Origin of the sequence: Pseudomonas sp. Irchel s3h17 (assembly GCF_900187505.1) — a bacterium.
Classification (GTDB): Bacteria; Pseudomonadota; Gammaproteobacteria; order Pseudomonadales; family Pseudomonadaceae; genus Aquipseudomonas.
Window position 1 is genome coordinate 53,512 of the sequence record NZ_FYDL01000015.1, and the last position, 11,787, is coordinate 65,298.

Annotated in this window: 12 protein-coding genes; 9 read left to right on the forward strand and 3 right to left on the reverse strand. The window is 60.7% G+C overall.

Translation table 11 applies throughout. The features are described from left to right. Positions 1-5: 5 nt before the first annotated feature. Together cysW and CKW25_RS20745 are read left to right on the forward strand one after the other, a co-directional pair. Positions 6-878, forward strand: a complete 873-nt coding sequence (cysW, locus tag CKW25_RS20740; RefSeq protein WP_095082077.1) for a sulfate ABC transporter permease subunit CysW — start codon at positions 6-8, stop codon at positions 876-878. Between the two features lie 3 nt (positions 879-881). Next, positions 882-1,871 (forward strand): sulfate/molybdate ABC transporter ATP-binding protein, encoded by a 990-nt coding sequence (locus CKW25_RS20745; protein ID WP_095082079.1) that lies wholly within the window; start codon positions 882-884, stop codon positions 1,869-1,871. A gap of 48 nt (positions 1,872-1,919) precedes the next feature. Here CKW25_RS20745 and CKW25_RS20750 read toward each other — a convergent pair whose 3' ends face one another. Further along, the gene (locus CKW25_RS20750; protein WP_095082081.1) at positions 1,920-2,444 is read right to left on the reverse strand and encodes a DUF962 domain-containing protein; all 525 of its coding nucleotides are present in this window, start codon (positions 2,442-2,444) and stop codon (positions 1,920-1,922) included. A gap of 85 nt (positions 2,445-2,529) precedes the next feature. Here CKW25_RS20750 and CKW25_RS20755 point away from each other — a divergent pair, with 85 nt between their 5' ends. The 3 genes from CKW25_RS20755 (at position 2,530) to CKW25_RS20765 (ending at position 4,867) form a co-directional block, all read left to right on the forward strand. Further along, entirely contained in the window at positions 2,530-3,216 is a 687-nt protein-coding gene (locus CKW25_RS20755; protein WP_095082197.1) for a Crp/Fnr family transcriptional regulator, read from the forward strand. 177 nt (positions 3,217-3,393) lie between these two features. Further along, positions 3,394-3,642: a helix-turn-helix domain-containing protein gene (locus CKW25_RS20760; protein ID WP_095082083.1), complete on the forward strand. Its 249-nt coding sequence runs from the start codon at positions 3,394-3,396 to the stop codon at positions 3,640-3,642. Beyond that, positions 3,635-4,867 (forward strand): type II toxin-antitoxin system HipA family toxin, encoded by a 1,233-nt coding sequence (locus CKW25_RS20765; RefSeq protein ID WP_095082085.1) that lies wholly within the window; start codon positions 3,635-3,637, stop codon positions 4,865-4,867. Before CKW25_RS20760 ends, CKW25_RS20765 begins: the two co-directional genes overlap by 8 nt. On the opposite strand, the gene CKW25_RS20770 is transcribed toward CKW25_RS20765, so the two are convergent. Further along, a complete protein-coding gene (locus CKW25_RS20770) occupies positions 4,868-5,872 on the reverse strand; it encodes an AraC family transcriptional regulator (RefSeq protein ID WP_095082087.1) in 1,005 nt (334 codons plus the stop codon). Positions 5,873-5,972: 100 nt separating this feature from the next. On the opposite strand from CKW25_RS20770, the gene CKW25_RS20775 reads away from it, so the two are divergent. The 4 genes from CKW25_RS20775 to CKW25_RS20790 all read left to right on the forward strand — a co-directional run bounded on the left by CKW25_RS20775 (position 5,973) and on the right by CKW25_RS20790 (position 10,148). After that, positions 5,973-7,046, forward strand: coding sequence for a fatty acid desaturase (locus CKW25_RS20775; RefSeq protein ID WP_095082089.1), 1,074 nt, complete (start codon positions 5,973-5,975; stop codon positions 7,044-7,046). Between the two features lie 569 nt (positions 7,047-7,615). Then, the gene (locus CKW25_RS20780) at positions 7,616-8,197 is read left to right on the forward strand and encodes an alpha/beta hydrolase (protein ID WP_095082091.1); all 582 of its coding nucleotides are present in this window, start codon (positions 7,616-7,618) and stop codon (positions 8,195-8,197) included. A gap of 55 nt (positions 8,198-8,252) precedes the next feature. After that, positions 8,253-9,188 (forward strand): sigma 54-interacting transcriptional regulator, encoded by a 936-nt coding sequence (locus CKW25_RS20785; RefSeq protein WP_095082093.1) that lies wholly within the window; start codon positions 8,253-8,255, stop codon positions 9,186-9,188. A gap of 177 nt (positions 9,189-9,365) precedes the next feature. Further along, entirely contained in the window at positions 9,366-10,148 is a 783-nt protein-coding gene (locus tag CKW25_RS20790; RefSeq protein ID WP_095082095.1) for a MetQ/NlpA family ABC transporter substrate-binding protein, read from the forward strand. A 415-nt stretch (positions 10,149-10,563) separates the two neighbouring features. Here the strand turns inward: CKW25_RS20790 and CKW25_RS20795 are convergent, their stop codons facing one another. Beyond that, on the reverse strand, positions 10,564-11,733 hold the full coding sequence (locus tag CKW25_RS20795; protein ID WP_095082097.1) for an AAA family ATPase: 1,170 nt from the start codon (positions 11,731-11,733) through the stop codon (positions 10,564-10,566). Positions 11,734-11,787: the final 54 nt, after the last annotated feature.

The following is an 11,787-nucleotide window of genomic DNA, read 5'->3' on the forward strand; positions in this document are numbered from 1 at the left end:
ACACAATGTCCCAATCGTCTATTGCCGCGGCCTCTTCGGCCAACGCCGCCCGCCGTGGCAGTGCCACATCACGGCGGATCCTGATCGTCCTCGGCTGGCTGATCTTTACCCTGTTTCTGTTGTTGCCGCTGTTCATCGTGGTGTCCCAGGGCCTGAAGCTGGGCCTGGGGGCGTTCTTCACCGCGATCTTCGAGCCCGATGCCCTGTCGGCCTTGAAGCTGACGGTCATTGCCGTACTGATTTCGGTTCCGCTGAACCTGGTGTTCGGCGTCAGCGCGGCCTGGTGCGTGAGCAAGTACTCGTTCCGTGGCAAGAGCATGCTGGTGACCCTGATCGACTTGCCGTTCTCGGTGTCGCCAGTGATCGCGGGCCTGGTCTATGTGCTGATGTTCGGTGCACAGGGGCTGTTCGGTCCATGGCTGCAGGACCACGACATCCAGATCGTGTTTGCCTTGCCGGGCATCGTGCTGGCGACGATTTTCGTCACCGTGCCGTTCGTGGCCCGTGAACTGATCCCGCTGATGCAGGAGCAGGGCACCCAGGAAGAAGAGGCCGCGCGCTTGCTCGGGGCCAATGGCTGGCAGATGTTCTGGCACGTCACCGTGCCCAACATCAAATGGGGCCTGATCTACGGCGTGGTGCTGTGTACGGCCCGGGCCATGGGTGAGTTCGGTGCGGTGTCGGTGGTTTCCGGGCATATCCGCGGGGTGACCAACACCTTGCCGTTGCACGTCGAGATCCTCTACAACGAATACAACCATGTGGCCGCGTTTGCCGTGGCGAGTCTGTTGCTGATCCTGGCGCTCTTCATCCTGCTGCTCAAGCAGTGGAGCGAATCCCGTATTAACCGCCTGCGCGCCAGCGCCGCGGAGGAATAATTCATGTCGATCGAAGTGCGTAACGTCAGCAAGAATTTCAATGCGTTCAAGGCGCTGGACAACATCAGCCTGGACATCCAGAGCGGTGAACTGGTGGCGCTGCTGGGTCCGTCCGGCTGCGGCAAGACGACGCTGCTGCGAATCATCGCCGGCCTGGAGACCCCGGACCAGGGCAACATCGTGTTCCACGGTGAAGACGTCTCCGGCCACGATGTGCGTGATCGCAACGTCGGTTTCGTGTTCCAGCACTACGCCCTGTTCCGCCATATGACGGTGTTCGACAACGTGGCGTTCGGCCTGCGCATGAAACCGAAAAACCAGCGCCCGAGCGAAAGCCAGATTGCCGCCAAGGTCCACGAACTGCTGAACATGGTGCAGCTCGACTGGTTATCGGATCGCTACCCGGAACAGCTCTCCGGCGGCCAGCGTCAGCGCATTGCGTTGGCCCGTGCCCTGGCGGTGGAGCCGAAGGTGTTGCTGCTCGACGAGCCGTTCGGCGCCCTCGATGCCAAGGTCCGTAAAGAGCTGCGCCGCTGGTTGGCGCGTCTGCACGAAGACATCAACCTGACCTCGGTGTTCGTGACCCACGACCAGGAAGAAGCGATGGAAGTGGCCGACCGCATCGTGGTGATGAACAAGGGGGTGATCGAGCAGATCGGCTCACCCGGTGATGTCTACGAAAACCCGGCCAGCGATTTTGTGTACCACTTCCTCGGTGACTCCAACCGCTTGCATTTGGGCGAAGACAATCACGTGCTGTTCCGGCCGCACGAAGTGTCGCTGTCGCGCCATGAGCTTGCCGATCACCACGCCGCCGAAGTCCGCGACATCCGCCCTCTGGGAGCGACGACGCGGGTGACCTTGAAAGTGGAAGGGCAGAGTGAATTGATCGAGGCCGAAGTGGTGAAGGACCACGACAGCCTGACGGGCCTGGCCAAGGGCGAAACGCTGTTCTTCAAACCCAAGGTCTGGCAGAAAATCGCCAATATCTGAAAGCGTTGCACGCAAGCGGGGCGCCCCCCGCTTGCTCGCGAGGGTGTCCTACGCCGCAGCGCGTTTTGGATTGATCCGCACCACCCCCGCCCGCGCCTCGATCTGCTCCTTGAGGTCATGGCGCATGCCGAGCATGAACGCCAGCTCCGCGACCACGAACAGCGGTCCGACAATCAACCCGGTCACATCGTCGACAAACGCCGGTTTGCGCCCTTCGTAATAGTGGCCGACAAACTGGATCGCCCAGCCGAGCACAAACATCGCAATACCACTGCCCAGCCAGAGCAGCGTACTGTGTGCCGCGAGGATCTGGCCGAGCCAGATGGACAGGCCCAGCAGCACCGTCATCACCACGCCCAGGCGCACCTCCAGGCGCAAGTAGAACCACGCCGAGGCCAATGCCAGCAGCACCGCCGGTGACAGCCAGAACCCGGCCACAGGCCATCCCGGACGTGACAGCAATACGGCGACGGCAACCACGATCAGCGGAATGCCGATAAAGTGGCTGGCGATGTTGCGCGGGTCACGGTGGTACGCGGCGTATTGACTGAGGTGGTCAACGAGGCTTTTCATTGTTATTCCTCCTGTAGGGATGCTGATCATGCCCTGCGATCCGTCGTGGCACTGTCAGCCACGCGACAATCATTTTGGAGTCTTCATGCCAATACAGGCCTGGCGGTCATGCCTGATGCAGGGGCAGTGGTTCAGTCATTTGTCGTCCTCTCTACAGGATAGCCTGCTGTCCCTGGCCCGCCCGCGGCGGCTGGCGTCGGGCCAGCGGCTGTTCGGGCGCGGCGATGCACCGTGTGGCCTGTACGCGGTGCTGGAAGGCGCGGTGCGCGTCGGTGCGGTCAGTGAACAGGGCAAGGAGGCGTTGTTGAGCCTGATCGAAGCGCCGCACTGGTTTGGCGAGATCTGCCTGTTCGATGGCCAGCCACGCACCCATGATGCCTACGCCGTTGGCGAGTGCACCTTGCTGCAGATTCCGCAGGCCAGCCTGCTGGCTTTTCTCGACCAGCAACCGCAGCACTGGCGGCAGCTGGCGTTGTTGATGAGCCATAAACTGCGCCTGACCTTCATCAACCTCGAGCAGTTGACCCTGCTGCCGGCACCGGCGCGGGTGGCGCACCGCTTGCTGATGATCGCCGACGGTTACGGCGAGTTCGAGCACGCCCGTCGTGTCCTGCAGTTACCTCAGGAGCAGTTGGCGCTGTTGCTGTCCCTGTCCCGCCAGACCACCAACCAGATCCTCAAGGACCTGGAAAACCAGGGCATCCTCAGCCTCGGTTATGGTGAGATCGAGATTCTCGATGCCCAGCGCTTGCGGGCATTGGCGGGCCTCTGAGTTCCTCACCTGATTTCGGTCGCCGTGTAGGAACTGGGGCATCAAGTGGCGTGTTGCGTAGCTGCGAAGCGCCGTCTGGTCAGGGAATGAGCTAAGCTATGGTCTAATAGTGCATTAAATATGATGCATAATATGTAAATTATTAGAAAAGCACTGTATATGATGCAGGTATGACGGATGGAAAACCTTGGAAAGCTGATCAGGTCGCTCCGTAAAGAACGCAAGCTGACACAACAAGAACTGGCAAAGCAGTATGGGATGAGCCGCGCCACTATCTCCGGTATCGAGAATAACTCGTTGTCCGAAATCGGTATCCGCAAGGTTGAAGCCATTCTCAATGGCTTTGGATACGAACTCACGGCCGCACCTCGACAATCGAAGCGTCCGACTCTGGACAGCCTGAAAAAGGTCGACTTCCATGGTTGAGCCGCACGATACGCACAGGTTGCACATCAGTGTATCCGGCACTTCGGTGGGGACCTTGGGCCGCAGTCAGTCTCGCGTTGACTCAGTGTTTACCTACGGCGAGGACGCGCAGGAAGAAAACGCCGTCTCGCTGACCATGCCGGTGCGCCTTGAGAGTTACACGTGGGAGCGGGGAGTGCCGCCGGTGTTTGAAATGAATCTGCCGGAAGGGGCGCTGCGTGAAGCGCTGGTCCGTCGCTTCAGTAAGGCGGTTCGAGGGTTTGACGACTTCGCGATGTTGGCGATCACGGGCCCCCATCAGTTGGGTCGACTGGGGATTACGGAGGGTCAGGGCGCGAGTGACCGGCCACCTGAAACCAGCCTTGCAGACCTTCTGGTGCATGACGGCGCCCAGGGGTTGTTTGATGATCTGTTGCACACCTATGGCCAATATTCGGGCGTTTCCGGTGTGCAGCCCAAAGTGCTGGTTCGTGACAGCGCGACCACCATCGATCGGCTGACCCATCGTGGGGCAACCCATCTGGTCAAGACCTTTCGCCCGCAGGAATACCCTGAGCTGGCCGCTAATGAGTACTTCTGCATGCGGGCTGCCCTGCATTCCGGGCTGGAAGTACCTGGGTTCGAGCTCAGTGAGCGCGGCAAATTTCTGGTCGTCGAACGTTTTGATCTGAATGGCCAGGGCTATCTGGGCTTTGAAGATTTCTGCGTGCTCAATGCCTGGCCTTCCAGGGCTAAATACGATGGCTCATACGAAGGGGTCGCCAAACAGATCAAGGCGTTCGTCTCCCCAGCGTTGCTGAACCAGGCCCTTGAGTCGTTCTTCAAGACGGTTGCATTGTCATCGGGTCTGAAAAATGGTGACGCCCACCTCAAGAACTTTGGTGTGCTTTACCCGCACTGCGGTGCTGATGCGCCCATCCGCTTCGCTCCGGCCTATGACATCGTCACCACCTCGGTCTACATCAAGACCGACAGCATGGCGTTGTTATTGGGTGGGTCAAAGGCATGGCCCAAATACAAAATGCTCATGCGTTTTGGCCGGTCGGCCTGCAACCTGACGGAGGGCCGCTGCAATGAACTACTGCAACAAGTCGTCCATGGGATGGACGTAGCGATGGTCGAGATGCTGGATTATTGCAGGACAAACCGTGCGTTTGCCGAAATGGGTGCTGCGATGATCGAGCAGTGGCGATCAGGTGTCATGCGCAGTCTGGTGAAAGGCTGATCAGCGCAACCCGTCGCGAAACTGTCCCGGTGTCATGCCGGTCCAGCGCTTGAAGGCGCGGCTGAAGCTGCTGGTGTCGGCAAACCCCAGCAGGTAGCTGATTTCGCTCAGTGAACATTGCGGATCGCGCAGGTGCAGCAGGGCCAGGTTTTCGCGGCTTTCGTTGAGCAGGGTGTCGAAGCGACAGCCCTCATCCGCCAAGTGCCGTTGCAGGCTGCGCAAGCTCAGGTGCAGCGCCTGGGCGATGCGTTCGGCGCTGGGTTCGCCCTCGGGCAATTGCTCTTCAATGGCATCGCGAACCTTGCGCTCCCAGGTCAGGGGCTTGAGTTGCGCCAGGGTGCGCTTGAGCACGGTTTCGTTGTGCTCGGCCAGTTCCGGGTTGGCGTCGTCCAGGTGGCTGTCGAAGTCTTCGAGGGCAAACTCCAGTCGATCTTCGTCGGCGGCGAAGTACACCGGTGAGCGGAACACCTTGTGCCAAGGGTGAGGATCCATCGGCTCCGGGCGGCGCAGGTACACCGCCAGCGGCGCGTACTCGCGGCCCAGGCGGTTGCGGCAGGTGCGCACGTAGATCGCGGCAAAGGCGTCGATGGCTTCCGGGGCGGGGGCCGGGCTGCCTTCGGGCACCTGGAGGGTGAAGCGATAGCGGTCCTCGGCGCGACTCAGGTGCAGGTCCAGGGCGTCGCTGACCACCTGGTGATAGCGCACGATGCGTTCGAACACTTCCCGCAGGCTGCCACTGGCGACCAGCGCATAACCCAATGCGTGGAAGGTCGTGGGGCTGACAAACCGCGACACCCGCAGACCGATGGCCGGGTCGCCACTGGCGTGCACCGCCACTTCCCACAAGCGAGTGGTTGCCGACAGTGGATAGCGGGCATTGGGGTCGTCCATCAGTTGTGGATCGAGCCCGGCCTGCTGGCACAGTGCCGCGCTGTCGAGTCCCAGGGCGTCGAGTTGCTTGCGCAGGGCGCGGGTCCAGCTGGCGAGGGAGGTGGGTTCAATCATGATGATTGGCGCTTCCGGTCAACAGGTTGGCGTTCACAGCTAACGCCCGGCGCAAGTGCACAGGGCAGGATGCGAGCATCAATAACCAGAGGATGGAAGCATGCACGGTACTTCTGCAAGTCCCCAGGGCCAGAATGCACAGCAACGATCGGCGCATATCCGCCAAGTGGTGCTCGCCCGAGGCGTCGAACTGCGCCAGCGCTACCCGCTGCTCAATCATCAGGATGCCCTTGGCGCGGGCATTCTGGCCTTCGCACTGGCCGGGATGATCGGTTCGGCGACGTTATACATGACGGGGTACATGGCCTGGTGGACATGCCTGCTGCTGAATGCTTTTTTTGCGTCGTTGACCCATGAACTGGAGCACGACCTGATCCACAGCATGTACTTCCGTAAACAACGCGTGCCGCACAACCTGATGATGGGCCTGGTGTGGCTGGCGCGTCCGAGCACCATCAATCCGTGGATCCGCCGCCACCTGCACCTCAATCACCACAAGGTGTCCGGCACTGAAGCCGACATGGAAGAGCGCGCCATCACCAATGGCGAGCCTTGGGGTGTCGCGCGCTTGCTGATGGTCGGTGACAACGTGATGTCGGCGTTTATCCGTGTGCTGCGGGCCAGGACCTGGGCCCACAAGTCGAGCATCCTGCAGCGCAGCCTGAAGGTCTATGCGCCGCTGGCACTGATGCATTGGGGCGCGTGGTATGTGTTCCTCGGCTTTCACGGGATCAACGGCGTCGCCTGGCTGATGGGCACCTCGGTGGAGTGGTCGGCGACGACCTTGTCAGTGATGCAGGCGATCGATATCGCCGTAGTGGTGATCATCGGCCCGAACGTATTGCGCACCTTTTGCCTGCACTTTGTCAGCTCAAACATGCACTACTACGGCGACCTCGAGGCGGGCAACGTGATCCAGCAGACCCAGGTACTCAACCCCTGGTGGATGTGGCCGTTGCAGGCGTTCTGCTTCAACTTCGGCAGCAGCCACGGCATTCATCATTTTGTGGTGAAGGAGCCGTTCTACATTCGCCAGATGACCGTGCCGGTGGCGCACAAGGTGATGCGGGAGATGGGGGTGCGGTTTAACGATTTCGGCACGTTTGGCCGGGCGAACCGGTTTGTGCGCAAAGAACGACAGGCAGTTGATATCGCGGTAGCGGCTCAAACCTAGTTGTTCCTGCGTTGTGTGCGGGCACAAGCTGTGACGGTCGCCCTGACGTTTAGCCGGTGCTGATCACCGGAAAAAGCCAGCCCGGTTACCGGTGATCAGCAGGCAGGTTGGTGCTTTGCAGTCCTTGGCATGACTCAGTGTGACGAACTTTATGGCCGCGTCGGGAGCGATGTGGCCTTCGACGAACGCTTGAATTGCATATCGCTTATTGATCTATGTTAAGTATTAAATATTACTTTAAAGAATAAGCGTTTGAAGTGATGATTGGTTCGGCGATGCAGTGGCGCCCTACGTTGAAGGGCTGATTCATTAGATTGAAACCTTGATCCGGTATCCCTCTACGCAAGAGAGCAGCGCGTGACGTTACCGTTGCCTGCGCTTGAATCCATCGATTTCCGGGGCCGTCTCCTTGGCAGGGTGCGGCCCTTTTTTTATTTGGGAAAACCACGGTGTGTGGAAAGGTTCTTCATATTCTATTTAGGTCTTATTTAATGAATTCTTATTCCTTAACGAATATAAGTCTCGTCCCTATACTCGCTCAGGAATAGACACGCACAGGAGAGCCCCCCATGCGCAACGAATCCATTCGCTACCTGATTGTGCCGGGCTGGCAGGGATCGCCAGACGATCATTGGCAAACCCACTGGCAGAACAGCCTGCCGAACAGCGCACGGGTCGAGCAGGCCGATTGGCTGACGCCGCGCCGTGAAGACTGGGTGGCCGCGTTGGCCGAAGCGATCGATGCCGACAGCACGCCGGTGATCCTGATCGCCCACAGCCTGGGTTGCATCACCGTCGCGCATTGGGCAGCCACCGCGCCGTCGCAGGCGCTGCGTCAGGTTCGCGGGGCCCTGCTGGTGGCGCCTGCCGACGTCGAACGCCCGGCTTGCGTGCCGGCCTTGCGCAACTTTGCACCGATTCCGATGCACCTGCTGCCGTTCCCGAGCCAGGTCGTCAGCGCCGATAACGACGCGGCGGTCAGCGCGCCGCGCGCCCTTGAGCTGGCGCGCCATTGGGGCGCCGAGGCCGGCATCCTGGCCGGTGCCGGGCACATCAATGTGAAGTCCGGTCACCATCGCTGGGAGCAGGGTTTTGCCTACCTGTATCGCCTGCAAACCCGCATGGAACATCGCGCCCTGCGTCGCGCCTGAACATCCTTTTCATTGCAACGCCCCCGTCCGCCGACGGTTTGGGCGGGAGTCCGTCATGAGTGTGCATGAGTCTTTCGGTCAGTCCCTGCTGACCTTTCCCGATGCCGAGAAAAGCCCGTTGAGTATCCGCGCCAAGGCGCTGGTGTTCGTCGATCCACGCTCGCGCCAGCTACGCCAGGACCTTGAGGAACTGGCGCCGCGCTCGATTTGCGTACTGATCCGCGGCGAGACCGGTACCGGCAAAGAATTGCTGGCGCGGCACATTCACCGCGCCAGTGACCGCGGCGGTTTGTTTGTATCGGTCAACTGCGGTGCCATCAGCCCGACCTACGCCGATGCTGAGTTGTTCGGTTATGCCGGTGGCAGTTTCAGCGGCTCGGCCAGCAGTCGCGCCGGCTGGTTTGGCTCGGCCAATGGCGGGACCCTGTACCTGGACGAGATTGGCGATTTGCCGTTGCCGATTCAGGCCAGATTACTGGCAGCCCTGGAGAATCACGAAGTCACCCGTGTCGGTGCGCAGCAGCCCAGCCCGGTGGATGTACGCCTGGTGGCGGCCACCAGCATTGACCTGGCACAGGCGGTGGCCGCCGGCAAGTTCCACGAGCGACTGTTCCATTACCTCAGTGAAGGCCAACTTGAACTGCCGGCGCTGCGTGAGCGGGTCGGCGACATTCAATCGTTGGCCGAGTACTTCCTGGGGATCTACAGCCAGCGTCTCGGCCTGCCAGTGCCGTTTATCAGTGAGGCGGCGCAACGGCTGCTGGAGCAACACAGTTGGCCGGGCAATACCCGTGAGCTGGAAAATATCATTCACTTTGCGTTGCTGGTGAGTAGCGGCGAGGAGATACAACCTGCGCATTTGAACTTGCCGCAGGTGGTGTCGCCCTTGTCGTTGATCGAGCAGCAGGCCACGCAGCTCATCACCACCGGCTCGGTCGCTGAACGCGCAGCGCTCGGGCGCCTGCTCGCCAGCCTGGCGCAGGCCCTGTAGGCATTGGCGGGTGTCAGGGCGGGTCGTTGTTTAAAGAACTAAACGGAATATGAAAGTGAATAAAAGATATTATTCAGGAATAAAAAACCTCGGTATTGTCCGCTTCACGCCACTGATAGCCCTTCACTGGCACCTCACTTTTTAGCCGTTGTCGACAACGACAAATAAGGACACTGCATGAAAAAGGTTCTGTTGTTCACCGCATTGGCGGCGGCCCTGACCGCAGGTATCGCCCAGGCGGGCGAGAAGCTGGTAGTTGCCGCAACGCCGGTGCCACACGCCGAGATTCTCGAACTGATCAAGCCGATCCTCGCCAAAGAGGGCGTGGATCTGGAGATCAAAATCTTCACCGATTACGTTCAACCGAACGTGCAGGTCGATCAGAAGCGTCTGGACGCCAACTACTTCCAGACCCTGCCGTACCTCAAGAGCTTCAACGAAGGCAAAGGCACTCACCTGGAGACGGTGATCGGTGTGCACGTCGAACCGTTCGGCGGCTACTCGAAAAAGGTCAAGTCCCTGGCTGAGCTCAAAGACGGCGCCACCATCGCCATCCCGAACGAAGGCAGCAACAGCGGTCGTGCGCTGATCCTGCTGCAGAAAGCCGGCCTGATCGAGTTGAAAGACCCGAAAAACGCCCTGGCCACGCCAAAGGACATTGCCAAGAACCCGCACAACTTCAAGTTCAAGGAACTGGAGTCGGCCATGCTGCCGCGTGTGCTGGACCAGGTCGACCTGGACATGATCAACACCAACTACGCGCTGGAAGCCGGCCTGGACCCGGCCAAGGATGCGCTGGTGATTGAAGGTGCCGATTCGCCGTACGTGAACTTCCTGGTCGCGCGTCCAGACAACAAGGACAGCGTCGCGATCCAGAAACTGGCCAAGGCCCTGACCAGCCCTGAAGTCAAAGCGTTCATTGCCCAGAAGTACAGCGGTGCGGTACTGCCAGCGTTCTGATAACGCCGCAGCCCCGTTCAAGGTTTCAACGCCGACGGCTTTCACCCGCGTCGGCGTTTTTTATGAGCGTCAGATCGGTGGCAGGTCCACCCGCCACATGATCAAGCCCGGCATCTCGCTCAGGCCGTCGGGGTCTTCAATGCCTGGCGCAACGCCACCAACCACTTCACGACATCCTGCGGGTCCAGTCGCGGGGGGGTGTTCAGGTCTGCCATGTTGATCGTCCTTGTTGGATGTCGGGTCGAGGAGTCTGACCGAGCGCTGTTCGTCCTTGGAGGGGTGAGGCGAAACAAAGAACCCTCCTACAGCGCAAAGGAAAATAGCTGTCGCCTGCGGACTTCGCCAATCCGGGGGGCAACTTTTCAAGTGACGCAAACGGCCGCCTGACCGCGCGGCCAGGCATCAGCCCGCTGTCTCAGTCCGGCCAGTTCCACGCCGGTTCATCCAGCATCCCCTGCCCAACGATTTGCGTCTGGCCAAACTGTTTCTCAAGCACGATGCAATTGCACTCGGGGTCTTGCTGCAGCGCGGCGATCAGGCGGCTGGCGTGGGACACCACCCACACCTGGCAGTCTTGCGAGGCGCGGATGATCAGGCGGGCCAGGGCCGGCAGCAGGTCTGGGTGCAGGCTGGTTTCCGGTTCGTTGAGGACCATCAGCGTCGGAGGCCGTGGTGTCAGCAGCGCTGCGATCAGCAGCAGGTAACGCAAGGTGCCGTCCGACAGTTCGGCGGCGGACAGCGGGCGTAGCAAGCCTTCCTGATAAAACTCAATGGCAAAGCGGCCGCCTTGCACGGGCTCGATGTGTAGCCGGGCACCGGGAAAGGCATCGCTGACCGCGTTTTGCAGCGCCTCGGGATCACCGATCTCCCGGATGGTCTGCAACGCCGCCGCCAGATCACGGCCATCGTGATGCAACACCGGTGTGCGTGTACCTAGCTGCACCTGGCGCGCCGGAGCGTCGGCATCGCTGCGAAAGTGATCGTAGAAGCGCCAGCCCCGGATGTGCTCGCGCAGCAGCAAGACTTCCGGTGACGAGCGCAGGTTGCCGACCTGGTCGAACAGGCTGTCGAAGGTCGGCGTGTGCTGGGCCAGGACGTCCCAGTCGCGCCCCTCGCGGGCCCGAATCATCGGGCCGGCACGGTTCACCAGCAGGCTCGCCGGACGATACACGGCACCTGCCCAGATGCATTCGCGTTTGATTTCCGGGTCCAGCGAGAAGTACGACACATGATCTGGCAACGGCATGGGCAGGCCCAGTGCGATGGCGTAGCTGAAGTCTTCGCCGGCGAAGCCCAGGCGCAAGCGCTTGGGGCCCTGGCGCACCGAGGCCTCGATCGGCACGTCATGGTTGCGCATGCGTCGGCTGATGTTTTCCGGCCCGGCCCAGAAGGTCGAATCCAGCCCGCCTTCGCGGGCCAGCGCGTTGACCACACCGCCTTGGGCGGTCTCGGCCAACAGGCGCAGCGCGCGATAGAGGTTGGATTTACCGCTGCCATTGGGTCCGGTAATCAGGTTCAGCCGGCCCAGCGGGATGACCAGTTTGTTGATCGAGCGGTAATTGGCCACCGCCAGGGTGTTGAGCATTGGGGAATTCCTGCTGCGTTGAATGCCAGTTTGCCTTATTGTCGGCAGCTCTGT